A 25,421-nucleotide genomic window follows, 5' to 3' on the forward strand; every position below is an offset into this window, starting at 1 on the left:
GGTAACCGTCCGGACCCGATCGTTCGGCCACGCGGGACGGTACGGAATCACTCTTCCGGGTCCGGGGTGTCGCGTGTCAACCATGTTGCGGACGGGGGACGTTGATCCTTGAAGGACCGTCGGGGAGCGGGAGCGGCAGCGGAACGGGGGGCGGCCTGATGGGTCGTGGGCGGGCGGGGGAGCTGTGCATGGGGGCGGTCGTGTCGCGGACGGGGCGGCTCGCGCGGCTGGGCGACCCCCTGGGGTACGCGCTCGGCAGACTGGCGCCCCGGCTGGCGGGCGGGGTGCGCGGCCGGCCGGTCCGGCTCGCCTGGCGCGACAGCCGCTCCGGCCCCGACGGGGCGCGCCGCGCGGTCGCGGAACTCGTGCGCGACGAGGGCGCCTCGGTGGTGGTGGCGATGGGCGGCACACGGGTGCTGCCGGCCGTGGCCGACGCCTGCGAGGTGCTGGGCATCCCCTGTCTGTCGACGGGCTTCCCCTGGCAGGCGTACGCCCTCGGCCGGGGCGCGGAACCGGGGCGCGCGTTCCGCTGGACGTTCCACTTCGGGTGGGGGCTGGACGACATCGCCGCGGTCTTCGCGGAGATGTGGGAGCGCGTGGGGCCGCGCCGCACGGTGGGCTGCCTGTGGAACGACGGGCCCCAGGGACGGGCGCTGCGCCATCCCCGGCACGGCTTCGCGCCCGTGGCGGCCGCGCGCGGCCACACCCTCGTCGACCCGGGCGGCTACCGGGAGCCGGCCACCGGATTCGCGGGCATCGTCCGGCGGTTCAAGGAGGCCGGGACGGATGTCGTCACCGGCGCGGCCACCGTCGCGGACCTGGCCCTCTTCCACCGGCAGGCCCGCGAGGCGGGGCTGCGCACCCGCCTGATCACCTGCTCCCGCTGGCTGGCCCACCCCCGCTTCACGGCGGCCCCGGACGGGCTGACGAACGCCCGGATCGCCACGCTCGTCTACTGGACGCCCCGGCACCCCTACCGCTCCTCGCTGGACGACACCACGGCGGCCCGGCTCGCCCACGACTACCGGGCCACCACCGGCCGGCCCTGGCTCCAGCCCCTGGGCCCCGCCCACGCCCTGCTGGAGGTCGCCGTCCACGCCCTGACCACCGCCCCCGACCCCACCGACCGCCACGCGGTCGCGGCCGCCCTCGGCGCGACGCGGCTGGCCACGGTCGCGGGCCTCCTCGACTTCACCGCGGGCCCCGTGCGCAACGTCGCCCTGCTCCCCCTGATCGGCGGCCAGTGGCGCCCGGGCCGGGACGGAACCCGCGAACTGGCCCTGGTCACCAACGCCCGCCTGCCCCACATCAGACGGGACGCGGACCTCACGGTCGGGCTCTGAGCCCGACGGCTGGTGCCGCCGGGGCCCTTGACACCCCAGGGGCTGTCATGGACATTCCCATCGCCGGAGTCCGCAGGCGCATCCCACCCCCCGTCCCTGCTGGAGTTCATGTGAACAGACACCGGACCCCCCTCGTCGCGGCCCTGCTCACCGTCCTGGCCGCCCTCGGCGCCACCGCACCCGCCACCGGTGCGACCGGTGCCACCGCGCCCGACCCCGACGCCCCGCACCGGGGCGTGGTCACCGGCGCCCGTACGCCCGACCGCGCCCCCGGCGGTTCCGCCGGCCGCGACCGCGCCGTCCGCGCGTTCGAGAACGGCCGCCGGGCCAGGGCCGGCACGTGGGCGCACCACCCGCCGACCGCCACCGGCCGGCCCGCGGCCGACGTCACCCACAACTGGTGGGGGATCTTCCCCCGGCCCGGCTCGCACGACGGCATCACGGCCACCCACACCGTCGACCCCTCCTACAAGGTGTCCAGCGCCGACGACTTCACCTACGCGCCCACCACCAAGGCCCAGAACTCCTGCATGGAGATCGTCACGGCGTACTGGAACAGCGGTGACGAGATCTGGGCCTGGGACTGGTGCGGCAAGGGCGGGCCGGCGAAGGTGCTGACCGTCGACGCGGACTTCCTCGCGACGTACACCACCGGCACCGGCGGCGGCCGGAGCTACAGCGTGCAGCTGGTACGGGACGCGGCGAGCGGCAACCGCTGGTCCTCGTACCTCTACAACGTGCGGACGCGCAGCTGGAACCTGCTCTACCAGCAGTCCGGCACTGATCAGAGCGGCCTGGCCCACGGCTGGGACATGTTCGAGATCTACGCGAGCGTCGACCCCGCCACCGGCGTGGGCCACTACTGCACCGAGGCGCGGAACACCGTCTTCGACAGCAGCGCCATTCAGTTGCGCGCGAACGGGGCGTGGAAGCCCGCGAGCCCGGCGGACGCTCCGTGGACGGAGGACCGGCCCGACGGCAGCGCGTTCCTCTGCCCGCCGCTGCGGTTCGTCGAGGCCGGGGCCAACGACCACTGGACCGTGCGGCGGTGACGAGCGCCGGACGAGCGACCGGGCCACGGCGGCCCGGGCCACGGCCGGCCCGGGCCGCTCAGGCCACCGCGATGACGATCTTCCCGGTGAGGTGCCCGTGCTCGCTGGCGCGGTGCGCCTCGGCGGCCTCCGCCAGCGGATAGACGCGGTGGATCGGCAACTGGAGGATCCCCGCCTCGTGGAGGGCGAGGGCGGCCTCGATCGCGGGCACCGTGCCCGTTCCCGTGCCGCCCGAGCTGAAGCGCGCGCCGTGGCGCCGGGCGCCCTCCGCGTCGGCGATGGACAGCACCCGGCCGGGGTCGCCGGTCACCTCCACCGACACCCCGACCGCGTCGCCCTTGCCCACCGCGTCCAGCGCCGCGTCCACTCCCTCGGGGGCGATCCCCCGCACCCGGCCGGCGAGGCCCTCCCCGTAGGCGACGGGGAGGGCGCCCAGCCCCCTCAGGTACTCGTGGTTGAACTCGCTCGCCGTGCCGATCACCCGGACGTCCCGCGCGCGGGCGAACTGCACGACCAGGGTGCCGACCCCGCCGGCCGCGCCGTGGACCAGCAGCGTCTCCCCCGCGCCCACGCCCAGCTCGTTGAGGCTCCGCAGCGCCGTCTCGGCGGCCACCGGCAGGGCCGCGGCCTCCTCCCAGGGCAGCGAGAGGGGCTTGACCACCAGCTGGTCCGCCCGGGCCAGGGCCGCGTCGGCGTAGGCGCCGGTGAGCGTGCGGCCCAGGACGGCGTCCCCCGCGCACACCTCCGTGACGCCCTCGCCGACCGCCTCCACCACCCCGGACGCCTCCACACCGGGGACGTGCGGCAGTTCGGTGGGGAAGACCGCTTCCATGGCGCCACTGCGGATCTTGTGGTCGAGCGGGTTGACGCCCGCGCAGCGGACGGCGATCCGGACCTGCCCGGGCCCGGGGGCGGGCAGGTCGGCGTCGCCGAGCCGGAGCACTTCGGCGGGGCCGAAGGAGCTGAAGGAGATGGCCTTGATCTTGGTCATGGAATCACCATCATCGAAAATCAGGATTTTCCGTACCAGGCTGGCCGTCCTCCCCCCGATTTCGCCCTACGCCCCGGACCCGGACCCGGCCCCTGCGGTCGCCTCCCGGGCCGGCTCCTCCGCGAGCCGCTTGACGCCCTCCAGGGTGGCCCGGATGCCCTCCCGCAGCTCACCCAGGCGCATGGCGAGGATCTGCTCCTCGCGGTCCGGCATGCGGCTGATCGCGACGCTGAGCCCGGAGGGCGCCGGCCCGACGCGCACCGACTGCCGCAGCAGCGTCCCCCCGTCCTCGGGCCGGAGCTCGAACTTCCAGGTGGCGAGGGGGAAGGCGGGATCTGCGGGGCCGCCCCCGAACCGGTTGTCCGGGTCCGTGACCGCCCAGCCGAACAGCCGCTCGGGCTCCAGGGCGACGATGTGCGAGACGGTCCGCCACTCGCCGACCACGGGGTGGCGGTTGTGGCCCTCGAAGGCCGCGCCGAGCGCCGGCCCCGTGGCGCCGTCCAGCCACTCGACGCGCTGGAGTTCGGTGCTGATCCGGGCGGGCAGGCCGATGTCGGCCACCAGTCTCCAGACCTCGGCCGGAGCCGCGCCGATGTGGACCTCGTCGTGGACGCCGGGCCCGTCCGCGTAACGCATGCGATCTCCTGAAGCTGCCGGGTGCGTGACACCTTGTCGAACAACAGTCTGCACCCGGAAGGGGGTGTTCACCCGGACGTACGGCGCACGTCACACCGGCCGGAGGATCCTGGGAGGGTGACAGCGGTCTTCGTGGTCTCGGTGCACGACGTCGCCCCCTGGAGCTTCTCGCGCAGCCGCCGGTGGCTGGCCGAGCTGGACGCGCGGGGGGTGCCGGCGACGCTGCTGCTCGTGCCGGGCGCCTGGCGCGGGCCCCGGCTGCCGGACGACCCCGCCCTGGTGCGCTGGCTCCACGAGGCGGCCCGGCGCGGGCACGAGCTCTCCCTCCACGGCTGCACCCACCGGGCCGTGCCCGGCGGCCCGCCCGCGCGGCGATGGCTGAACTCCCTGCTGGCGCGCGGCTGCGCGGAGTTCTGCGCGCTGGACGAGGTGGAGGCCCACCGCCGGCTCTCGGCCGGACTGGCCGCCCTCGCCTCCGTGGGGATCGCCCCGGAGGGCTTCACCCCACCGGGCTGGCTCGCCTCGCCGGGCTCGTTCGCGGCCCTGCGCGCGGTGGGCCTGGAGTACACCACCAGCCACTTGGCGGTGCACGACCTGCGCACCGGCGCCCGGCACCGGATGCCGGCGCTCTCCCACCGGCCGGGCGGCCTCGGGGAGCGGGCCGGCGCCCGTCTGATGCGGGCGGCGGCCGGGCGGTGGTCCGGGCGCGGCAGGCCCTTCCGCATCGCCCTCCACCCGGCCGACCTGGACCGGCCGGGCCTGCGCGAACTCGCCCTGGAGGCGGTCGACCTCGCCCTCGCGGCGGGGGCCCGCCCCTGGACGTACGCCGGCCTGGTGCGCGCCCTGCGGCGCCCGGGGGACGACGACGCGTGAGGATCGTCCAGCTCGCCAACTTCCACGGCCCGGCCTCCGGCGGCCTGCGGACCGCGCTGGACGCGCTCGGCCGGGGCTACGCGGCGGCGGGCCACGAACGGGTCCTGATCACCCCGGGCCCCCGGTACGCGGCGTGGCGCGACGCCGCCGGGCTCCGGGTCGTCCTGCCCGGCGTGCCGGTGGGCGGCGGCTACCGGCTGATCTGCGCCCCGGCGGCACTGCGCGCGCTGAGGGCGCTCCTGGAGCGCCTGACACCGGATTGCGTCGAGGTGTCCGACAAGCTCACCCTCGTCCACGCCGCGCGCTGGGCCCGCGCGCGGGGCATACGGGCGGTGCTGCTCTCCCACGAACGCCTGGACGCCATCCTGGCGCCCCGGCTGCCGGCCCGGCTGCCCCTGGGGCTTCCGGCCGACACCTGGAACCGCCGCCTGGCCGGGGCGTTCGACGCCGTGGTGGCGACATCCGCCTTCTCCTGCGCGGAGTTCACGCGCGTGGCGGCCCCGGCGCTGTACCGGGTGCCGCTCGGCGTCGACCTGGACGTCTTCGCGCCGTCGGAGGCCGTCCCCGGAACGGTGGCTCACCTGGTGTACGCGGGCCGCCTGTCGGCGGAGAAACTCCCCCGTCTGCCCCTGGAAACCTTGCGCGTGCTGCTGCGTCGCGGCGTCCCGGCCCGGCTGGACGTCCTGGGCACCGGCCCGGAGCGCGGCCGCCTGGAACGGCGGGCGTACGAGGCGGGGTTGCCGGTGCGCTTCCACGGCCATGTGGCCGACCGCCGCGCCGTGGCCCGCGCGCTCGCGCGGGCGGACGTGGCGCTGGCCCCCTGCCCGGTGGAGTCATTCGGCCTCTCGGTCCTGGAGGCCCTGGCCTGCGGCACCCCCGCCGTCACGGCGAACACCGGCGCGTCCCCCGAACTCCTCGCCCCCGACGCGGGCCTGGCCACCCCCACCACACCGGAGGCCACGGCGGACGCGGTGCTCGACCTGCTCTCCGTCCCCGAACCCCGCCGCCGCACGGCGGCACGGAAACGGGCGGAGCAGTTCCCGTGGGAGCGCACGGTACGGGGGATGCTGGCGGTGCACACACGTGCGGGTGAACGAAGTTTCCCTGATCCGTAATCTCCGCCGATGCGGCCGAGCTCTCGGCCTCACCCGCCCCCGTCGCGAAGGAACCGGCCTCAGGCACAATGTCGCCCCATGACCGTGCGCGCCATGTTCCTCTCCCCCGCCACCGGCCCCGCCCTCCGCGCGGCCCGGTTCGACGACGGCTCGGCGCTCGACGAGCACGGCATCGCGCGCGCCCGCGCGGTCGCCGGGGCCGTGCCGCGGGCGTCCCGGCGGTTCACGGCGCCCTCCCGTCGCTGCCGCGAGACGGCCGCCGCCCTGGGGCTCTTCCCGGAGCCGGAGCCCGTCGCCGGGCTCGCGGACCTGGATGTCGGCCGGTGGCGGGGCCTGGGCCTCGACGAGGTGGCCGTCGCCGAGCCGGAGGCCGTGGCCGCGTGGCTGGGGGATCCCGGGGCCGCGCCGCACGGCGGCGAGTCGGTGCTCGCGCTCGTCGGCCGGGTCGGCGCCTGGCTCGACGGGCTCGGGGACGGCGACGGCCGGGTGCTGGTCGTCGCCGAACCCGCCGTGATCCGGGCGGCGGTCGTGCACGCGCTCGCGCTGCCCCCGGAGACGTTCTGGCGGCTGGACGTACAGCCGTTGACGCTGACCGCGCTCAGCGGCCGGGCGGGGCGGTGGAACCTGCGGTGCGGGGAGGCCCTGGGGTCCACCACGCCGTAGCAGGTCAGGCCCGGTACGGGTACGGGTGGAACCCCCGTCCCGTCTTGCGGCCCAGCAGCCCCGCCTCCACCATGCGCCGCAGCAACGGCGGCGCCACGTACAGCGGTTCGCGGAATTCCTCGTAGAGCGACTCGGCGATCGACAGGACCGTGTCGAGGCCGATGAGGTCGGCCAGGGCGAGCGGGCCCATGGGGTGGGCGCAGCCGAGTTCCATGCCCGTGTCGATGTCACGGGCGGCGGCGAAGCCGGACTCGGCCATGCGGATCGCGGAGAGGAGGTACGGGACGAGCAGCGCGTTGACGACGAAGCCGGCCCGGTCCCGGGAGTGGATGACCCGGCGACCCAGCGTCGCGGTGACGAACTCCTCCGCCGCGCGCAGGGCGTCGGCGCCCGTGTGGAGCGAGGTGACGACCTCGACGAGCGGCATGACCGGCGCGGGGTTGAAGAAGTGGAGGCCGATGACGCGGTCCGCCCGCGTGGTGGCCATGCCCAGCCGCATCACGGGGACGGACGAGGTGTTGGTGGCCAGGACGGCCGCCGGATCCTCGACGATCTTGTCGAGGCCGGCGAAGACGTCCGCCTTGACGTCGGCGTCCTCCACCACGGCCTCGACGACGAGCTGCCGGTCGGCCATGTCGTCGAGGTCGGTGGTGAGGACGATCCGGGCGAGGACGGCGTCGCGCTCGTCCGCCGTCGCCCTGCCCCGGGCGACGGCCCGGTCGAGCGAGCGGGCGATCCGCTCGCGCGCGGCGCGCGCGGCCGTGGCGTCGACTTCCCGGACGACCGTGTCGAGCCCGGCGCGGGCGCACACCTCGGCGATGCCCGCCCCCATCCGCCCGCCACCGACGACGCCGACACGGCTGATCGGGCCGACACGGCTGATCGGGGTGTCGGATTCCGCCTGCTGCATGTCCCCTCCCGGGGGTGAGGTCTCCGAAGCGCGTGAAGACGGGCGAAGGCGTGCGAAGCCTTGCGAAGAAACGGAACGCCCGCGAAGGCCGTCGGCCCGGCCCCCCTCAGGGCCGGGCCGGCCGTGCGACGAGCGTCCCACCGGCACGACACGTCCGTCGACGCTGGCCGCGTGCCGATTTCCGCGAAGAATCCACGGCCGCTTTGCGAACGTTGCCAACCCCACTACGCTCGCGGGCATGGGCAGGACCTACGCCGGCGCCCGATTACGCCGGCTGCGCGAGGAACGGGGGCTCAGCCAGGCCGAGTTGGCCCGGCGGCTGGCCGTCTCGCCGAGCTACCTCAATCAGATGGAGCACGACGCCCGGCCGCTGACCGTACCCGTGCTGCTGCGGCTGACCGAGGCGTTCGGCGTGGATCCCGGCTTCTTCGCCGAGCGGGACACCTCCCGGCTCCTGGCGGACCTGCGGGAGGCGCTCGCGGACGGGCCGGAGGGCGGCCGGGTCTCCCCCGCCGAGCTGAGCGAGCTCGCCCAGCGGCTGCCGACGGTGGCCCGGGTCCTGCTCGACCTCGACCGCCGCAACCGCGCGCTCACCGAACGGGTCGCCGAACTCGCCGGGGACCGGGGGCCGGACGAGGCCGCCGTCCTGGGCCGCACCCCGTACGACGAGGTGCGGGAGTTCTTCTACCGGCGCCAGAACTACCTCCACGACCTGGACACGGCCGCCGAGGGCCTGGCGGCCGGGATCGGGCTGCGGCGCGGCGAGGTCCGCCGGGCGCTGGCGGCGCGGCTCGCCGAACGCCACGGTGTCCGGCTGGTCGCCGACGCCGAGCAGCAGCACCGCTACGACCCGGCCGCCCGGGTGCTGCACTACTCGCCCCGGCTCCGCCCCGGCCAGCAGGCCTTCCGGATGGCGACGCAACTGGCGCTGCTGGAGTACGGGCAGGAGCTCTCCCGGCAGGCGGCCGAGGACTTCACGGAGGACTCCCCCGCCTGGACGCCCGCCCGGATCGGCATCGCCAACTACTTCGCCGCCGCGCTGATCCTGCCGTACGCCGTCTTCCACGCCTCCGCCGAGGAGACCCACTACGACGTCGAGCGCCTCGCCGACCACTTCGGGGTCGGCTACGAGACCGTCTGCCACCGGCTGTCCACCCTCCAGCGGCCGGGGGCACGTGGCGTGCCGTTCTCGTTCGTCCGCGTCGACCGGGCGGGCAACCTCTCCAAGCGGCAGTCCGCCACCGGCTTCCACTTCTCCCGGGGTGGGGGCACCTGCCCGCTGTGGAACGTCTACGAGGCCTTCGCCTCGCCCGGGCGGGTCCATGTGCAGATGGCCGCGATGCCGGACGGCCGGCGCTATCTGTGGACGGCCCGCACGGTCACCCGCTCCCGGGGCGGCTGGCACGAGCCCCGCAAGACCTTCGCCATCGGCCTGGGCTGCGAGATCCGGCACGCCCACCGGCTGGTCTACTCCGCCGGCCTCGACCTGGCCGACGCGTCGGCCGCGACGCCCATCGGCATGGGCTGCCGGGTCTGCGAGCGGCTGGACTGCCCCCAGCGGGCCGTGCCGCCGCTGGGCCGCCGCCTGGCCGTCGACGAGAACCGCACGACCTTCGTGCCGTACCCGGTGGAGCCCTGACGAACGAACCGGAGCGCGAGGTTTCTGGTACGGCTATAGGATGAAAAAGGCCCTCTTTCAGGAAACCGCGTCCCGTCGTTTGCCCTCTCTCCAGGAGACCCCCCGTGAAGAGGAGCGACAACCGTGGGCCTTACGTCCCAGACCTTCCTGCTGACCCTGGTGGTCATAGCCGTCGCGGTGACCGCGCTGGTCCTGTGGCTGTGGCCGCGGGCCGCGAAGAAGGGGCCCCTGGCGTTCGCCTCCCGCCTCGGGATGCTCGTGCTCGTCCAGCTCTGCGTCCTGTCCGTGCTGCTCGTCGCGGCGAACAACGAATTCGGCTTCTACTCCACCTGGAAGGAACTCCTCGGCCAGAACTCCCGCAAGCAGGCCGTGCGGGCCGGTTCGGGGAACGGCAAGCGGCCGCCGGCCCTGACGGTCAAGGGCCAGGAGCCCGTCGGCCTCGGCCCCAAGGAGAAGGCCGGACAGGTGGACCGGATCGAGATCAACGGCCCGGTGACCGGGCTGAGCATGGACGGCTTCGCCTATCTGCCGCCCCAGTACTTCCAGAAGGGGCACGAGAAGGACACCTTCCCCGTGATCGTGTCGATCACCGGGCAGCCCGGCCAGTCCATCAACCTCATCACCAAGGCCAAGGTCCCCCAGGCCGCCTCCAAGGCCGTGATGACGGGACAGATGAAGCCGACGATCGTGCTGATGCTGCGCCCCTCGGTGGTGGCGGACCGCGACACCAACTGCACGGACGTGCCCGGCGGTCCGCAGGCGCTGACCTTCTTCAACCAGGACGTCCCCATCGCCGTCAACGACGTCTACCGCGTGGACAACACCCGTGGTGGCTGGGGCGCGGTGGGCAACTCCACCGGCGGCTACTGCGCGTTGAAGATGGCCATGACCGCCCCCTACCGGTACGGGGCCGCCGCCGGCCTGTCCACCGACCTCTTCGCCCGCGAGGACCGTGACACCGGCGACCTCTACGCCGGCAACAAGCAGGTCAAGAACGAGTCCGACCTGACGTGGCGCCTGGAGCACATGCCCCCGCCGCCGGTCTCCCTGCTCCTGGCCGCCAGCGAGAAGGGCGAGGAGAAGTACTACGCGCAGATGCAGAAGTTCGCCGGGAAGGCCAAGCCGCCCACCAAGGTGGAGAAGCTGGTGCGCGAGGAGGGCGGCCACAACTTCGTCACCTGGCGCGAGGAGTACCCCGTGGTGTTCCGCTGGCTCGACAAGGAACTCGCCACCCGCCGCTGACGCCCGCGCGCACACGGCCTTCACCAGCGGAGGGGAACGGTATCGGTCGGCGCCACGTCCCAGCCAGTGTGGCCCGAAAGCGCACGGCTCCGTACGCCGTACGCGGGGGGAAGGGGCGTACGGCATATGGACACGGAACGCCGCAAACCACTGCTGGCCGGGCGCTACCGGCTCATGGAGCAGCTCGGCCGGGGCGGCATGGGCGTCGTCTGGCTGGCCATGGACGAGGTGCTGGACCGCGAGGTGGCCGCGAAGGAGGTCCAGGCCCCGGAGCGGATGAGCGCCGACGACGTACGCGTCCTCTACGCCCGGCTGAAACAGGAGGCCCGCGCGGCCGCCCGGGTCAGTCACCCCAACGTCATCACCGTGCACGACGTGGTGGAGCAGGAGGGCCGTCCCTGGATCGTGATGGAGCTGGTGCGCGGGCAGTCCCTGGACGCCGTCCTCCGCCAGGAGGGCGTGCTGACGCCCAAGGAAGCCGCCCGCATCGGCGCCCTGGTGCTCCAGGCGCTGCGCGCCGCCCACGCCGTGGGGGTGCTCCACCGCGACGTCAAACCGGCCAACGTCCTGCTGGAGGCCGGGGGCCGGGTCGTCCTCACCGACTTCGGCATCGCGCTCGTCGAGGGCGCGGGCACCCTCACCCGCACCGGTGACCTCATCGGCTCCGCCGAGTACCTCGCCCCGGAGCGGGCGACGGGCAAGCGCCCCGGCATCCCCTCCGACCTCTGGTCGCTGGGCACCCTGCTGTACGTGGCGGTCGAGGGCGTGTCGCCGTTCCGGCGCGGCGACGCCCTCAGCACGCTGCGGGCCGTGGTCGACGACCCGCTGGCGCCGCCCCGGCGCGCCGGCCCGCTGACGCCGCTGCTGGAGGGGCTGCTACGGAAGGACCCCGCCCGGCGGATGGGCTCGGCCGAGGCCGAGCAGCTCCTGGACGCCGTCGCCACCGGCCGGCTGACGGAACAGCCGGGGTACGTGCCCACGACCCTCGACGAGCCGGTGCGCGCCCGGACGGAGACCCCGTCCCCCCTCCCCCTGCGGGAGACGCCACCGCCGTTCACGCCGACGCCCACACCGCCTCCGACGCCGACGCCGTCCCGCGCTCCCACGCCGACGCCCACGCCGTCACCGACGCCGAGGCCCTGGGCCGGGCCCTCCCCCGTCGGCTCCCCGACCCCGCCGCCCGTGCCGGTCGGGCTGCAGCAGGGGGGCCTCGCCACTCCCCTGGTCGGCCCCGGCTACGGCGATCCGCGCCATCCCGGGTACCCGGTGGGCCCGGATCCGGATCCGGTGCCGGACCCCGGGCGGCGGAAGGCCGCCTGGATCGTGGCGGCCGTCACCGCGCTGGTCCTGGTCGCCGGGGGCACCGCCGGGGTGATCGCCTTCCGGGACGCGGGCGGCGGCGCGGGAACGCCGGGCGGCGGGCCCACCGCCCCGGTCTCCCAGGGCGTTGGCGGCGGCCAGGACGGGCAGAGCCAGGCCCCGGCCACCGGGGCGACGGGCGACGACGGGTCCGGGAACCCTTCCCCCACCCCGTCCCTCACCTACGAACCATCTCCCAGCGCCCGGACCTCGTGCGGCGGTGGCTGGGTGACGTCGTGTTAGTCACGCTATCGGGGGTGTGAGTGTGCAACGGACCAGGATCGTCTCACTGTTGGCGGTGCCCGTGCTGCTGGCCGGCGCGGGGCTGACGGCCTGCTCGTCGGACGGGGGGAAGCCGTCGAAGATCGCCCTGGAGGCGGCGGGCGTGGTGGCGGCGCAGCCGTTCGTCCAGGCCCCCGGGGCCGACATCCAGGGGGTCAAGGCCGTCCCGGTGACGGGAGGCACCACCCGCGCCGACGCCAAGGGGGCCTTCGGCGGAACCCCGGGCCAGACCCACTGCGACCGGGCCAAGCTGATCGACCAGCTGACCCAGGACCCCGTGAAGGGGAAGGCCTGGGCCGAGGTGCGGGGCATCGCCTTCGACAAGATCAAGGATCACATCAACGGCCTCAACGAGATCACTCTCGTCCAGGACACCCTGGTCGAGAACCACAACTACCAGGGCGACGGCAAGACCGTCGCGTACCTCTCCGTCCTCCAGGCGGGCGTCACCATCCTTCAGGACGACTACAGGAACCCGGCGGTCAAGTGCAACTGCGGCAATCCGCTGGGCAAACCGGAGGACGTCGACCGGAAGGGGTCCACGTACACCGGGACCAAGTGGGAGCGCTTCGAGGTCACCCAGATCACCGTGATCGAGGCGCGCACCATCGAGGAGGGTCCCCTGAAGTCGGTCTCGCTCGTCGACGTCCGGCAGCCCGACAAGGCGTTCGACCGGCCGGCCAAGGGCGACGGCTCGACCGACGGAAAGCCGTATACGCTGCCGCCGCAGTCGCGGCCCGGCGGGTCCGGTTCCCCGTCGGACGCGGGATCCGGGTCTCCCTCCGGTTCCGCTTCCGGTTCCGCTTCCGGCTCCCCGTCCGAGCCGGGTACGGGCTCGCCCTCGGGTTCCCCCTCGGACTCCCCTTCCGGCTCGGGCTCGGGCTCGGCGTCGGGGCACGGCCCGTCGTCGACGCCGTCCCACTCGTCCACCCCGTCCGGGAAGGGCACGGGCGGCACCGGCAGCCACAGCCCGTCGTCCGGCGGCGGTCACACGCCGTCCAAGCGGCCGTCGCTCCCGGCCCCCTCACGGACCGGCGGCGACAGCAGCGGCGGCGGTACCCACACGACCCCGCCGAAGTCGCTCGCCCCTCCGCCTCCCACGTCCGGCCATACGCCGGGCACCGTCCCGACGCACGCCACCACCGCCGCCCCCGTGCGCACGACGGCCGTGGCTCCCCCGCCCGTCCACACCACCGCCGTGGCCCCGCCCGTGAGGACGGCGGCCCCGCCGGAGCGGAGGACCGAAGCCCCGCCGGCGCGGAAGACCGAAGTCCCGCCGGAGCGGACGGCGGCGCCACCGGCCGTCAGCCCGCCGGCTCCGAACGGGCACGCGCCAACCGGCTATCAGTGATCTCGTAGGTGGGTGACGCGAACAGCCCCCGCGCCCGCTTCTCGGGGTCGGGGTGGGGGTTGCGGCAGAGCCACCCGGCGAGGTCGCGGAGCTCCAGCATGGTGGGCACGGTCCGGCGCAGCGCCCCGGGGTCGCCGGTGAAGGCCCGCTCCAGGACGCACAGCAGGAGCGCGTAGACGTCGTCGAAGCGGTCGGCGGCCCGCCGGACCTCACCGCCCGGCGGGTAGTCGGCGGCCCGGGCGGCGGGGTCGATGGGGTGGACGTCGTGCCAGGTCACCGCGAGCGCCGGGCCGCTCGGCCCGGTGGCGGGGGTGTCGTGGGGCCCGTAGGAGCGCTGCCGGAGGATCTCCTCGAAGCGGAAGTAGTGCGCGGGCTGCCGGGCCTCGCCGAACAGCCGGTCGTCGGAGTCGAAGACGGTCCTGTCGGCGCCCTCGCCCTGCTCGGTGATCACGCGCAGGGCGGTGAGCGCCGAGGCGAGGTCCGTGACGGGGAAGACTTCCCCGCCGGAGTTGTAGAAGTCCCCGGGCCCCACCTGGCGGGCGGGGTCGCCGCGGAAGAGCTCGCGTTCGCCGAGTCGGTCCGCCAGCCGGAGCACGCCCTCGCGGATGGTGCGGTAGAACTGGCCGACCGAGGTCCAGCCGTCGTCCTCGCGCACCGACGGGTGGCCGGGCGGCTCGGCCACGTACGCGGGCCGTTCGACGGCCAGGAAGGTCTCCAGCGCCTCGACGCCGAAGTGGCGCAGGGCGACGGTGACGTCGTCCCTGCTGAAGGGCAGCCGGGCGGGGTAGGCGCTGACGAACCGCGAGTGGGCCACGAGGGGCCGGCCGCCGACCGCGTTGAGGAGGTTGGCGACGAGCGTCATGTGGAGCATCTCCTCCAGCACCACGCTCCGGATGACGAAGAAGGCGGGGCGGTTGGTGCCCGCCCGCAGGGTGTGCATGGCGGTCAGGTAGGGCGGGATGGTGAGGTGTTCCAGCGTCAGCGCGGCCTGGAGGAACATCTGGAGGTCCGCGCGGTCGCGCGGCACCCGGAACGGCGGCTCCGGCAGGACCGCACGCAAGGGCGCGGCCGCGGTCATGACGATCCTCCCGGCTGCCGGACGACCAGGGGCCGGCGCAGCTCCGCGAGGTCGCGGTCGACGGCCTCGGCGCTGCGCAGTGCGAGCGCGGCCATGGTGAGCGAGGGGTTGGAGGTGCCGACGGAGGGCATGCTGCCGCAGCCGACGGCGTAGAGGTTGGGGTGGTCCCAGCAGCGCTGCCACGGGTCGACCACGGATGTCGCGGGCGAGTCCCCCATGACGTGGGTGCCGGCCGCGTGGCCCGCACCCTGGAAGACGTAGTCGCGCCCTTCGAAGCGGTACCAGCCGGGCGCGGCGGGCCCCGGCGCGTACGCGGTCCGGTCGTCGGCGCCCAGCAGGGCGAAGAGGCGGGCGGAGACGGCCCTGGCGGCGGCGATGCCGCGTTTGACGTGCTCGGAGAGGTCGTAGGTGAGGACGGGCCGGGGATTGCCGAGCGCGTCGCGGTGGCGGGGGTCGAGGGTGACGCGGTTGCGGCTCTCGGCGTCCTGTTCCATGGCGAACTGGAGGCACAGCTGGCGGCCGACCTCGTGGCCCAGCGTCTCGCGCAGCGCGGTGCCGAAGAGGCCCGCGCCGCGCGGCGCCCCGGGCTCGGCCCCGATGCCGAGGAGGCGGGCGACGTCGCTCGCCGGGGCGCCGGTGGGCCAGCTCCAGCCCCAGTTGGCGATCTCCACGCGGAAGGGGGCGCGGGCGCGCCGGGCGGGCCCGGTGCGGAAGCACTCCAGGCCGGAGGTGGAGCCGGGGCCCCGGAACGGGCCGACGGGACGGTTCAGCAGGCCCCAGGTGAGCAGCGTGGGATGGTCCATCAGGTTCCGTCCCACCTGGTCGCTGCTGTTGGCGAGCCCGGAGAGGAGCAGCAGCCGGGCGTTCTCGACGGCGTGGGCGGCGAGGACGACGACGTCCGCCTCGGCGGTGCGGGTGGTGTGCGCGGGGGCGGCGGGATCGTCGTAGCGCTGGTACTCGACGCCGAGGACGCGCCCGTCGCCCGCGACGAGCACCCGGTTGACCACGGCGCGGGCGCGGAGGGTGACCCGGTGGCTCCAGGCGGCCTGGGTCTTGCGGGCGTCGTACTTGGCCTGGACGGGGCAGATGGGGACGCAGGAGGCGTTGCCGACGCACCGCTCGCCGTAGTTCGGCAGGCCGGTGGCGCCCGCGGGACGGTAGTGGTCGTGGCGCGGGTCGGGGGTGCCGTTGCGGGCGTGCGGGGTGGTGACCACGCGCAGGACGGTCCCGGGTCCGTCGGGCGTCTCCCGGAGGGGCACGCCGTCGAGGCGGGCGGCGAGGAGCCGGTCGAGGTGGCTGCGGGGGATCGCGCGCATCGGGTAGGCGTAGCCGGGCGGGAAGGGCAGGCCGATCGCTTCGCGCTGCTCGTCGGCGTCCCCGGCGGCGCCCAGGGCGTGTTCGGCGGCCCGGTAGTGGGGTTCCAGGTCGGCGTAGCCGAGGGGCCAGTCGCGTCCGTAGCCGTAGTCGGCGCGCACGGCGAAGTCGTCCGGGTGCATCCGGGGCACCAGGCCCATCCAGTGGAGGGTGGTGCCGCCGCAGGCGCGCAGGTAGTCGCTGGCGTAGGGCAGGGGGCCGTCCTGGAGGAAGTAGCCGTGGGCCCGGTAGCCGCCGGACGGCAGGCCCTCCAGGTCGAGGACGTCCGGGGAGGGGGCGGCGGCGTTGGGCCGGTAGGGCGCGTTGGGCACCTTCGCGAGGGCCGCGTAGTAGGTGTTCAGGGCGTCGAGGTGGCCCGGCCAGGTGTCCAGGGTGCGGGTGCCGGCCTCCAGGACGAGGACGCGTCGGCCGCGGTCGCCCAGGTGTTTCGCGACGAGGGAGCCGGCGAGCCCGGCGCCGACGACGATGACGTCGTGGCGGTCCCCGGCGGTCATGCCACGTCCCCCGCCGCGCGGTCCGGGGTTCCGGGGGGCGGGTCGGCCCAGGTGCCGAAGCCCGGGGGCCGGGCGCCCGGCGGGTGGCCGTGGAAGGTCCGCCAGGCCAGGCCCTCGGTCCAGGCCTCGGGCGAGACGACGAAGGCGGTGTTGGGTGTCCCGCGGCCGAGCGCCGCGTGCGTGGCGCGGGCCAGGGAGGGCCAGACGCCCAGGTACCACAGGTGGGTGATGGCCCGGGCGATGTCGCGCGAGACCTCGTCGGCGAGGGCCCCGGGGTCGCCCCCCGCCGCCGCCAGGTCGTCGAGGAAGCGGCCCACGGCCGCCCGGCCCAGCTGTTCGAGGGTGGTGTCGTGGTACAGCCGGACCATGCCGGTGCCCCGGAGGTCGAATTCGTCGAAGCCGGTGAGGCGTACGGACAGTTCGACGAACCCGGCGCACTCCGGGGGCGCTCCGGGTGGTTCGTGCGCTGTTGTCGCAGGGTGCTGGGTGTCCATCCGTACTCCCCCCGTCGGTACGCCTGCCGCATTTCTAGCGGAGCGTCCGCAATGGGCGGAAGAGGGCTGAACGCCCTTCGTGCTCCCGGACGTTGCCCGGGGGCACACCCGTGGTTCCTCAGCGTCGTACGAGGTCGCTGGGGTCGGTGTTGGCGCCGCAGACGACCACGGCCACGCGCTCGCCCTCGGCGGGCGCGTACGCGGCGTCCGCTCCCCCGGCCAGGGCGGCGAGGGCGGTGGCGGCGGCGTGTTCGACGGCCAGCCTGCGGTCGTCCCAGAGGGCCTGGCGGGCGCGGACGATCGCGGTGTCGGGCACCAGCACGGAGCGCACGTCGGCGTCCCGGGCGATGGCCAGGGCGGTGCGGGAGGCCCGGCGGGCGCCGAGCGCGTCGGCGGCGACGGAGTCGACGGGCACGTCGACGACCCGGCCGGCCTCCAGCGCGGCGTTCAGCGCGCGGCAGCCCTCGGGCTCGACGGCGACCGTCCGCACGCCGTGGTGGCGCGCGGCGGTGGCGACACCGGAGAACAGCCCGCCGCCGCCGACCGCCACGACCACGGTGTCCAGCCCGGGCACCCGCTCCCGGATCTCGTCGACGAGCGTGCCCGCGCCGGCCGCGATCAGCGGGTGGTCGTAGGCGTGGCTGGCCAGGGCGCCGGTGGTCGCGGCGAACTCCTCACAGGCCGCCAGCGCCTCGGCGTACTCGGCGCCCACCAGGCGGACGTCCGCGCCGTAGCCGCGCAGCTTGGCGACCTTGACGTGGGGGGCGTTCTCGGGCAGGAAGACCGTGGCCCGCACCCCCTGGAGCCGGGCGGCCCACGCGCAGGCCAGCCCGGCGTTGCCACCGGAGGCGATGGTCACGCCGGCCTCGGGCAGCGTCCCGGCCTCGCGGTGGGCGGCGAGGAAGTTGCAGGCGCCGCGCGCCTTGAAGGAGCCGGTGTGCTGCATGTGTTCCAGGGCCAGCCACACGCCGCCGTCGCCCTCGACGACGGTGACCGGCCGGGTCCGCCCGGCCAGCCGGTCGGCAGCCCGCTTGACGTCGTCATAGGTGAGATCGCACACGCCCCTGCTCCTTCGAATGAACGGATCACTCCACGGTACGGGATCGTTTCCGTTGGCGTCCCGGCCGGACGGCCCTACTTTCACCGGCTGTTCACGGGGTATGGGGTCTGACGCGGGCTCAGCGGCCGTCATCGCGGGCCCAGCGGCCGTTGTTCAGAGATCGTTGCCCGCGTAGGAGAGGTTGAAGCTCTTGTTGGCCAGCGGGAAGTCCGGGACGATCGTGTCCGCCAGGGCGACCGGGAGCGCCGGCCAATTGAGGAACGACGGGTCGACGATCTTCACACGGGTCAGCACCGGGCCCGGGACGAGCTCGACGCGGGTGGCGATCGTGCCCCGCCAGCCCTCGACGAGCCCCACGCCCGAGCGGGGGCCGGGGGCCGCCGGGCCCGGCTCCGGTGGCACGGCCACGGCGCGGCCGGGGGCGAGGCCGTCCGCGAGGTGTTCGAGGAGCGCCAGCGAGGTGTCGGCCTCCTCCGCCCGGACCAGGAACCGGGCCAGCACGTCGCCGCCGGAGTGGACCGGGACGCGCAGCGCGGGGCCGTAGTCGCACAGCGGGTGGGCGAGGCGGGCGTCGGCGGCCAGGCCGCTGGCCCGTGCCACATAGCCCAGGCAGCCCAGGTCCCGGACGGCCGCAGTGGTGAGCCGGGCCGTGCCCGTGAAGCGGTCGCGGACGGTGGTGTGGCCCAGGGCCAGCTCCACGATCGAGCCGATGTCCTCGCCGAGCGCCCGCAGCCGCCCCGGGCGGGGCACGGACCGCAGCTCGGCGCCGCCGAGGACGACGCCGCCGCGCAGCAGCCGGTGCCCGGTGACCTCCCGGTTGAGCCTCAGCAGCTCCTCCCGGACGCGCTGGGCCTGGGCGTTGAGCACGCCGTGGCCGACGTCGTTGCACAGCGCGCCCAGGTCGGCGACGTGGTTGTGGAGCCGTTCGAGCTCCAGGAGCAGCGCCCGCGCGCGGCGGGCGGTGCCGGAGACGCGGACGTCGAGGGCCTCCTCCACGGCCAGGCAGTAGGCCAGCGCGTGTCCCACGGCGGTGTCGCCGCTGACGCGCTCGGCCAGCGGCAGCCCGCGCCCGGGGGTGCGGCCCTCGAAGAGCTTCTCGACGCCCTTGTGGGTGAACCACAGCCGGGCCTTCAGCTTGATGATGGTCTCCCCGACCACGGAGAACCGGAAGTGGCCGGGCTCGATCAGCCCGGCGTGCACCGGCCCGACCGGGATCTCGTAGACGCCGTCGCCCTCGACCTCCAGGAAGGGGTACGGCCCTTCGGGCTCGGCGAAGGGCGGGGGCGGTCCGGCGTCCGGGCTCATCGGGTACCAGCCGCGCGGCCAGTGGAAGTGCCGCACGAGCCGGTGGGGCAGCGGGTGGTCCCGGGGGACGATGCCGTACAGGTCGCGCATCTCCCGCTCGAAGCGTCCCCCGGGGAAGGACAGCCGGGCCAGCGTGGGCAGTTCCGGCGCGTCGGGGTCGAGGCGCACGTGCAGCTCCGTGCGGGTGTCGGGCGGGCCGGAGACGAAGAGGTGGACGACCCGTACGGCGCGGTCGCGGTCGCCGTGGGCGGGGTCGTGGTGGGCGGCGACCAGGGCGAGGCGGTGGCCCGCGCGCAGCAGCGCGGCGAAGCGCCCGGGCAGTTCGGCGGCGTCGGTGACGGTGACGGTCCGCGACCCGGTGGCCGTGTCGGGGGACTCCATGGCTCACCGCCCTCCGACGATCGCCGCGGCGTCGGCCAGCAGCCCCGTGAGCGGCCCGGTGCTCACGCCGAGGGCCGCGCACAGCACCAGCCCGCCGGCCAGCGGGACCGCCTCCGCGACGGGCAGCCGCGCGGGCGGGCCCGGCAGGGGCGGTGGGCCCAGCAGCATCCGGGCCGCCCGGGCGCCCAGCGCGGCGAACGCGACCAGCAGCAGGATCAGGACGACGCCCATGACCGCGCCCATGCCGGCCGCGAACCCGGCCCGTACGAGCCCCAGTTCGGCGGCGAACAGCCCGAACGGCGGCAGCCCCAGCAGGGCCAGCACGGCCAGCGCGAACAGGGCGCCCGCCCCGGGCGCCTGGGCCAGCAGCCCGCGCACCCGGCCGATGCGGCTGGTGTCGCGCAGCCGCAGCACGTGCCCGGCCGCACGGAAGGCGACGGTCTTGGCCAGGCCGTGCCCCGTGATGTGCAGCAGCATCGCGGAGGCCGCGAGCGGGCCGCCGACGGCGGCACCGAGGGCGATCAGGCTCATGTGCTCCATGCTCGAATAGGCCAGCATCCGCTGGTGGTCGCGCTGGGCCAGCAGCAGCGCGGCGGCCAGCGCGAGGGTGAGCAGGGCCGTCGCGGTGAGCAGGGTGCGCGTCCAGCCGGGGCCGAGGGCGGCGTCCGCGATCACCTTGTAGCGCAGCAGGGCGGTGAAGGCGACGGAGGACAGCACCCCGGACATCAGCGCGGAGACGGGCGCGGGCGCCTGGCCGTAGGCGTCGGGGAGCCAGGCGTGCAGCGGGGCGAGCCCGGCCTTGGCGCCGAAGCCGAGGACGACCAGGCCGGTGCCCAGCCGGGTGACGGCCGGGTCGAGCTCCCCGGCCCGGGCGGCGAGGGCCGGCCAGTCCAGCGCCGACGCCTCGGGGATCCCGGCGCGGCGGGCCGCGTAGTAGAGGAGCACGGTGCCCAGGAAGGCCAGGGCGATGCCTGCCGAACAGATCAGCACGTACTTCCAGGCGGCCTCGACGGAGGCCCGGGTGCGGCGGTGGCCGACCAGGAAGGCGGTGAGGATCGTGGTCGCCTCGATGGCGATCCAGACGATCCCGAGGTTGGCGGCGAGCACGGCGGTGGCGAGCGTGCCGAGGAAGGCGTGGACCAGGGCGTGGTAGCGCCGGGCGGTCCGGGCCTCGGGCCCGGACGCCGCGCACGCCAGGACGGCCACGGCGCCGACCGTCAGCAGCATCCACACGCCGAGCGCGTCGGCGCGCAGCCCGTACGCGGCGACGGGCCCGTGCCGGGTGACGGTCCGGGCGAGCGCGACGGCGCAGGCGAGGACGGTGAGGGGGGAGACGAGCGCGAGCCACGGGGTGACGGCGCGTGGGATTCTCCCCCGGCCCGCCTCCTCACCGGACCGGGGCGCCGCCCCGGACCCCGACGGGTCCTGGCCCACGGGGCCCGGGCCGGGGACCCGCCGCCACCGGCGGGGGCGCGGGCCGGGCCCCGGCCCCGGCCCCGGGGGTGCGGATGCCGTCCGGCCCGGTCGGCGCCCCCGCGCCGGCGTCCCGGGCGGAGCGCCCGGGAGGATGCCGGTGGCGGGGTCGCCGCCGGGCCCGGACGTGCGCGGCACGCGCCGACCGGGGGCCTCGGCGGGCTCCGGGGGGCCGGGGGCGGAGCCCCCGGTCTCGGGAAGGGACGGGCCGGGGGTGGAAGCCACCGCACCCGCGCCCACCCGTACGCGCCGGGGTGCCGCCCCGCGCTGCCGTGGCGGCCGCGCCGTGCCCGCCACGGCGGCCCGCCGTCTCCGCGCCCCCGCCAGGGCGAACGCGCCCGCCACCGCGAACGGCACCCCCACCGGCGCGGTCAGCAGCAGCACACAGGTCGTGGAGTGCGTCGTCATCGGTCGCAGAGCTCCCGCAGGTCGTCGATGCCGGTCCCGCCGAAGGCGGCCCGCATCCGGGTGGTGAGGATGCCCAGCACGAGCACCGCGAGGAGCACGTCGAAGGACACGCCGAGCTCGACGATGAGGGGGACCCCGGAGGCGGCCAGGAACGCGGTGGCGGTGATGCCGTTGTCGAGCAGCAGGAAGCCGACCACCTGGGCCAGGGCGCGCCGCCGGGTGACCAGGACGAAGAAGCCGATGAGGACGACGGCCAGGCCGACCGGCAGGGCGCGGGTGGCGGGCGTGGGGTGGAGGGCCACCAGGGGCCTGGCGACGGCGTAGGCGAGGAGGGTCAGCAGGGCCGCGCTCAGCAGGGAGGCGGCGACGTTGACGAGCGGCTGCGTCTCGCGGGCCTCGCTCACGTCCTCCGCGTAGTGGTGACCCGTGCCCCCGGCCCTGCCCCCGCTCCCGGCCGTGCTCCCGGCCTCGCTCCCGGACGCACCCCCGCCCGCGTCACCGGCGAGCGGCGCGGGGCCGGTCGCGACGGCGGTCAGGGCACGCCGCATCAGCAGGGGCAGCAGCCCGGCGCGCAGCAGGCCGATGCCGACGGCGACCGCGAGCAGCTCCCAGCGGCTGTCGTGCCCGTCGAGGAGGGCGGCGATCCCGGCGAGGGCCACGCCCTGGAGGGCGAACGCCCGGACGATCGAGGCGAGCTGGCGCAGCCAGAGCACCACGACGGCGGCCAGCAGGAAGGCGCCGCAGACCAGGTCGAGGAGCTGGGCGTGGAGGGTGCCGGGCACGGCTCGTCACGCTCCCGTCAGGAAGTAGGAGGAGGTCACCGCGAGGAGGGCCAGCAGCAGGGAGCCCGCGAGGAGTTCGGGGACGCGGAACAGCCGGAGCTTGGCCCAGCACACCTCGGCGGCCGCGAGGGCGGCGCCCAGGACCGCGACCTTGACGGCCAGCAGCGCGATCGCGAGGGCGACGGCGAGCGGGGCGGCGGTCGTGGCGATGCCCCAGGGCGCGGCGAGGGTGGCCAGCAGGCCGAGGAGGACGGCGAGCCGCATCTGGGCGCCGAGTTCGACGAGCGCGAGGTCCGGGCCCGCGTACTCCAGGACCATCGCCTCGTGGACCATCGTCAGTTCCAGGTGGGTGGTGGGGTTGTCCACGGGGAGCCGGCCCGTCTCGGCCAGGACGGCGAGGGCGAGGGCGGCGGTGGCCAGCAGCCCGGACGGGGAGGCGAGCCGGTCCGCGTCGCGCAGACCGGCGGAGACGATGGCGGCCAGGTCGGTGGAGCCGGCGGGCAGCGACAGCGCGAAGACGGCCAGCAGGATGGTGGGTTCGACGAGCGCGGCGACGGTCATCTCCCGGGAGGCGCCCATGCCGCCGAACGCGGTACCGGTGTCCAGCCCGGCCAGGGCCAGGGCCACGGTGCCCAGGGCGAGCAGCGCGACGACGAGGATGAGGTCGGACCGGCCGGTGGCGGGGGTGGCGGTGCTGGCCAGCGGCATCAGCGCGGCCACCACGGCGGTGGTGGCGACCAGCAGGGCCGGGGCGACGCGGAAGGCCGGTCCGGTGCCGGTGGGGGTGATGGGCTCCTTGCGCAGCAGTTTGCGCAGGTCCCGCCACGGCTGGCGGACGCCCGCCCCGGCCCGGCCCTCCATCCGGGCCCGTACCTGCCGCATCAGCCCGGTGAGCAGGGGCGCCCCGGCGACGACCGCCACGACCTGGGCGCACATGGCGGCCGCCCCGGCGGTGGTGTGGCCCGTCACGGGCGCGCCGCCAGGACGAGCAGGAGGGCGACGAGGCCGCAGAAGCCGTAGCCGAGGTAGAGGTGGACGCTGCCGGTGGCCAGCCGGCGGGAGGCGTGCCCGAGGGCGGTGACGGCCTCCAGCAGCGGGCGGTAGAGGCGGTGTTCGAAGCGGTCGGGGACCCGGCGGCGGAACCGTACCCGTTCGACGAGGTACGCGGATTCGGGGGCGGCCGTCACGCGGACGTCCTGTTCGGGCGCCAGCACCCGGTCGAAGACCCGCTGGAGGGGCTCGGCGAACGAGGTGGCGGTGTAGGCCATGCGGGCGGTCGGCGCGCCTCCGCCGCAGTCCCACAGGCGGGCGTTGCCGCGCCGGCGGCGGCGCGCCAGGAGGCGGGCGAGCGCGGCCGCGGTGATCAGACAGGCCGTCAGCGCGCAGGCCGCCCACAGCGGGGAGAGGGTGGTGGCGAGGCGGTCCAGGCGGACGCCGAGGGGGCCGCCGGTCAGCGGCGGGCCGTCGGCGAGCCCGGTGGCGGCGACCGCCGCGGACAGCCCGTCGCCGAGGACGCCGGGGACGAGCGCGAGGGCGGCGCAGAGGGCCGCGAGGAGGCCCATCCCGGCGAGCACGGCCGGGGGGCTCTCGCGGGCCTCGGCGGCGCGCCGCCCGCGCGGGCGGGCGAAGAAGGCGACGCCGAGGGCCTTGACGAAGACGGCGGCGGCCAGTCCGGCGGACAGGGCGATCACGGCGACGGCCGGGGGCAGCACGAGGGCGGTGACCAGGCCGGGCACGGCCAGGCCGTGGATGAGGGACTGGAGCAGGAGCCACTCGCCGAGGAAGCCGTTGCCGGGCGGCAGGGCCGCCGCGCCGAGGGCGGCGAGCGCGAAGAAGCCCGCGGTGACGGGCATCCGGGAGCGCAGGCCCCCCATGCGGTCCAGGTCGCGCAGGCCCGTGGCCCGCAGCACCGAGCCCGCCGCGCAGAACAGCAGGCTCTTGAACGCGGCGTGGTTGACGAGGTGCAGCAGGGCGGCCGCCAGGGCCAGCGCGGCGGGGGCACCGCCGCCCGCGTCGGCGAAGAGCCCGGCGGCGCCGACGCCGATGAGGGCGAGGCCGAGGTTCTCGGAGGTGGAGTAGGCGAGCAGCCGCTTGAGGTCGGAGGCCATCGCGGCCTGGAGGATGCCGTACGCGGCGGAGAGCGCGCCCGTGGCCAGGACACCCAGCCACCACCAGCGCGGCCCGCCGTCCAGCAGGTCGAAGCCGGTGCGGACCAGTCCGTAGATCCCGAGGTTGACCATGGCGGTGCTCATCAGCGCCGAGACGTGGCTGGGGGCCTCGGGGTGGGCCCGGGGCAGCCAGGGGTGCAGCGGCACCGCGCCCGCCTTGGCCGCGAACGCGGCGGCGGTCAGGACGAAGACGGTGCCGCGGACGGCGGAGGGCAGGTGGTGGGCGCCGTCGCGCAGCGCGGTGAACGTCTCGCCGCCGGCGCGGGCGGCGAAGAGGGCGGTGCCGGCCAGGAGCAGGAGGAAGCCGAGCTGGGTCATGACGCCGTACCAGAGCCCGGCCGCGCGCACCGCCGCCCGCGCGGCGGGCGGGCCGCTCCGGTGCCCGGCCAGGACCAGCAGCAGGGAGGTGAGGGCCATCAGCTCCCACAGCAGCAGGAAGGAGCAGACGGACGCGGCGGCCGGGACGAGCAGCAGGGTGAGGGCGAAGAGCGGCAGCACGGCCTGGGCGGTGCGGGAGGCCGCGCCGTGGCCGGTGTGCCCGGCGGCGTACCCGATGCCGTAGACGGCCACGGGGAGGATCACTCCGCCGGCCACGGCCATGAACAGGCCGGACAGCGCGTCCACGGCCAAGTGGACTCCGGTGGGCGGCAGGACGCCGGGCAGGAAGGCCGACCAGCGCGCGCCGCGCAGGGCGGCGGTGCCCGCCGCGAGGCCGGCGGCGCCTGTGGCGGCGGTGCAGACGCCCGACGCGACGACGCGGGGCCGGCCCGGCAGCGCCGCCCCGCACAGGGCGCCGGCGGCGGCAGAGGCGACCGCCGCCTCGGTGGCGTGCCCGATGACGCTCATGTCGCCGCTTCCGGCGGCCGGGCCCGGCTGCGGGCGGCTGGAGGCCGGGGGCCGGGTGCCGCCCGGTGGGCGGTTTGTGCCCACCCGTTCCGCCCTGCGGAA

Annotated in this window: 21 protein-coding genes; 9 read left to right on the forward strand and 12 right to left on the reverse strand. The window is 75.8% G+C overall.

Annotated features, from left to right (window positions below; all coding sequences use genetic code 11):
- Positions 1 to 188 precede the first annotated feature (188 nt).
- Positions 189 to 1,343 carry an ABC transporter substrate-binding protein gene (locus IE096_RS09175; protein ID WP_229820066.1) on the forward strand — a complete coding sequence of 385 codons (1,155 nt, stop codon included), beginning with the start codon at positions 189 to 191 and terminating at the stop codon, positions 1,341 to 1,343.
- Between the two features lie 110 nt (positions 1,344 to 1,453).
- The gene (locus IE096_RS09180; RefSeq protein ID WP_189450466.1) at positions 1,454 to 2,395 is read left to right on the forward strand and encodes a carbohydrate-binding protein; all 942 of its coding nucleotides are present in this window, start codon (positions 1,454 to 1,456) and stop codon (positions 2,393 to 2,395) included.
- A gap of 58 nt (positions 2,396 to 2,453) precedes the next feature.
- Here IE096_RS09180 and IE096_RS09185 read toward each other — a convergent pair whose 3' ends face one another.
- Together IE096_RS09185 and IE096_RS09190 are read right to left on the reverse strand one after the other, a co-directional pair.
- Positions 2,454 to 3,377: an NADP-dependent oxidoreductase gene (locus IE096_RS09185; RefSeq protein ID WP_229820102.1), complete on the reverse strand. Its 924-nt coding sequence runs from the start codon at positions 3,375 to 3,377 to the stop codon at positions 2,454 to 2,456.
- Between the two features lie 75 nt (positions 3,378 to 3,452).
- Positions 3,453 to 4,022, reverse strand: a complete 570-nt coding sequence (locus IE096_RS09190) for an SRPBCC family protein (protein ID WP_189450471.1) — start codon at positions 4,020 to 4,022, stop codon at positions 3,453 to 3,455.
- Between the two features lie 117 nt (positions 4,023 to 4,139).
- Between IE096_RS09190 and IE096_RS09195 the strand changes: the two genes are divergently transcribed.
- From IE096_RS09195 to IE096_RS09205, 3 genes are all read left to right on the forward strand, one after another.
- Positions 4,140 to 4,895: a DUF2334 domain-containing protein gene (locus IE096_RS09195; protein ID WP_189450472.1), complete on the forward strand. Its 756-nt coding sequence runs from the start codon at positions 4,140 to 4,142 to the stop codon at positions 4,893 to 4,895.
- Positions 4,892 to 6,010, forward strand: coding sequence for a glycosyltransferase (locus tag IE096_RS09200; protein ID WP_189450474.1), 1,119 nt, complete (start codon positions 4,892 to 4,894; stop codon positions 6,008 to 6,010). Before IE096_RS09195 ends, IE096_RS09200 begins: the two co-directional genes overlap by 4 nt.
- Positions 6,011 to 6,088: 78 nt before the next feature.
- Positions 6,089 to 6,673, forward strand: coding sequence for a histidine phosphatase family protein (locus IE096_RS09205; protein ID WP_189450476.1), 585 nt, complete (start codon positions 6,089 to 6,091; stop codon positions 6,671 to 6,673).
- 4 nt (positions 6,674 to 6,677) lie between these two features.
- On the opposite strand, the gene IE096_RS09210 is transcribed toward IE096_RS09205, so the two are convergent.
- On the reverse strand, positions 6,678 to 7,583 hold the full coding sequence (locus IE096_RS09210) for a 3-hydroxybutyryl-CoA dehydrogenase (RefSeq protein WP_189450479.1): 906 nt from the start codon (positions 7,581 to 7,583) through the stop codon (positions 6,678 to 6,680).
- Positions 7,584 to 7,821: 238 nt separating this feature from the next.
- On the opposite strand from IE096_RS09210, the gene IE096_RS09215 reads away from it, so the two are divergent.
- From IE096_RS09215 to IE096_RS09230, 4 genes are all read left to right on the forward strand, one after another.
- Positions 7,822 to 9,222 carry a short-chain fatty acyl-CoA regulator family protein gene (locus tag IE096_RS09215; protein ID WP_189450481.1) on the forward strand — a complete coding sequence of 467 codons (1,401 nt, stop codon included), beginning with the start codon at positions 7,822 to 7,824 and terminating at the stop codon, positions 9,220 to 9,222.
- A gap of 123 nt (positions 9,223 to 9,345) precedes the next feature.
- A complete protein-coding gene (locus IE096_RS09220; protein WP_189450483.1) occupies positions 9,346 to 10,464 on the forward strand; it encodes an alpha/beta hydrolase in 1,119 nt (372 codons plus the stop codon).
- Between the two features lie 126 nt (positions 10,465 to 10,590).
- Positions 10,591 to 12,066: a serine/threonine-protein kinase gene (locus tag IE096_RS09225; RefSeq protein ID WP_229820067.1), complete on the forward strand. Its 1,476-nt coding sequence runs from the start codon at positions 10,591 to 10,593 to the stop codon at positions 12,064 to 12,066.
- A 16-nt stretch (positions 12,067 to 12,082) separates the two neighbouring features.
- Positions 12,083 to 13,456: a DUF6777 domain-containing protein gene (locus tag IE096_RS09230; protein WP_189451002.1), complete on the forward strand. Its 1,374-nt coding sequence runs from the start codon at positions 12,083 to 12,085 to the stop codon at positions 13,454 to 13,456.
- Here IE096_RS09230 and IE096_RS09235 read toward each other — a convergent pair.
- From IE096_RS09235 to IE096_RS09275, 9 genes are all read right to left on the reverse strand, one after another.
- Complete coding sequence (locus tag IE096_RS09235; RefSeq protein WP_229820068.1) at positions 13,410 to 14,534, reverse strand: ferritin-like domain-containing protein; 1,125 nt, start codon at positions 14,532 to 14,534, stop codon at positions 13,410 to 13,412. The genes IE096_RS09230 and IE096_RS09235 overlap by 47 nt on opposite strands.
- On the reverse strand, positions 14,531 to 16,402 hold the full coding sequence (locus IE096_RS09240) for a GMC family oxidoreductase (protein WP_189450485.1): 1,872 nt from the start codon (positions 16,400 to 16,402) through the stop codon (positions 14,531 to 14,533). Before IE096_RS09240 ends, IE096_RS09235 begins: the two co-directional genes overlap by 4 nt.
- The gene (locus tag IE096_RS09245; RefSeq protein ID WP_189450487.1) at positions 16,399 to 16,896 is read right to left on the reverse strand and encodes a hypothetical protein; all 498 of its coding nucleotides are present in this window, start codon (positions 16,894 to 16,896) and stop codon (positions 16,399 to 16,401) included. The genes IE096_RS09240 and IE096_RS09245 overlap by 4 nt, the downstream gene beginning before the upstream one ends.
- 118 nt (positions 16,897 to 17,014) lie before the next feature.
- Positions 17,015 to 17,956 (reverse strand): serine/threonine dehydratase, encoded by a 942-nt coding sequence (locus IE096_RS09250; RefSeq protein ID WP_229820069.1) that lies wholly within the window; start codon positions 17,954 to 17,956, stop codon positions 17,015 to 17,017.
- Positions 17,957 to 18,109: 153 nt separating this feature from the next.
- Complete coding sequence (locus IE096_RS09255; RefSeq protein ID WP_189450492.1) at positions 18,110 to 19,642, reverse strand: hydrogenase large subunit; 1,533 nt, start codon at positions 19,640 to 19,642, stop codon at positions 18,110 to 18,112.
- Between the two features lie 3 nt (positions 19,643 to 19,645).
- The gene (locus IE096_RS09260; RefSeq protein WP_189450494.1) at positions 19,646 to 21,523 is read right to left on the reverse strand and encodes a proton-conducting transporter transmembrane domain-containing protein; all 1,878 of its coding nucleotides are present in this window, start codon (positions 21,521 to 21,523) and stop codon (positions 19,646 to 19,648) included.
- Positions 21,520 to 22,305, reverse strand: a complete 786-nt coding sequence (locus tag IE096_RS09265) for a hypothetical protein (RefSeq protein WP_189450496.1) — start codon at positions 22,303 to 22,305, stop codon at positions 21,520 to 21,522. Before IE096_RS09265 ends, IE096_RS09260 begins: the two co-directional genes overlap by 4 nt.
- 6 nt (positions 22,306 to 22,311) lie before the next feature.
- The gene (locus IE096_RS09270; protein ID WP_229820070.1) at positions 22,312 to 23,274 is read right to left on the reverse strand and encodes a respiratory chain complex I subunit 1 family protein; all 963 of its coding nucleotides are present in this window, start codon (positions 23,272 to 23,274) and stop codon (positions 22,312 to 22,314) included.
- Positions 23,271 to 25,319: a proton-conducting transporter transmembrane domain-containing protein gene (locus IE096_RS09275; RefSeq protein WP_189450951.1), complete on the reverse strand. Its 2,049-nt coding sequence runs from the start codon at positions 25,317 to 25,319 to the stop codon at positions 23,271 to 23,273. The genes IE096_RS09270 and IE096_RS09275 overlap by 4 nt, the downstream gene beginning before the upstream one ends.
- Positions 25,320 to 25,421 lie beyond the last annotated feature (102 nt).

Source organism: Streptomyces abikoensis (assembly GCF_014648775.1).
Classification (GTDB): domain Bacteria; phylum Actinomycetota; class Actinomycetes; order Streptomycetales; family Streptomycetaceae; genus Streptomyces; species Streptomyces abikoensis.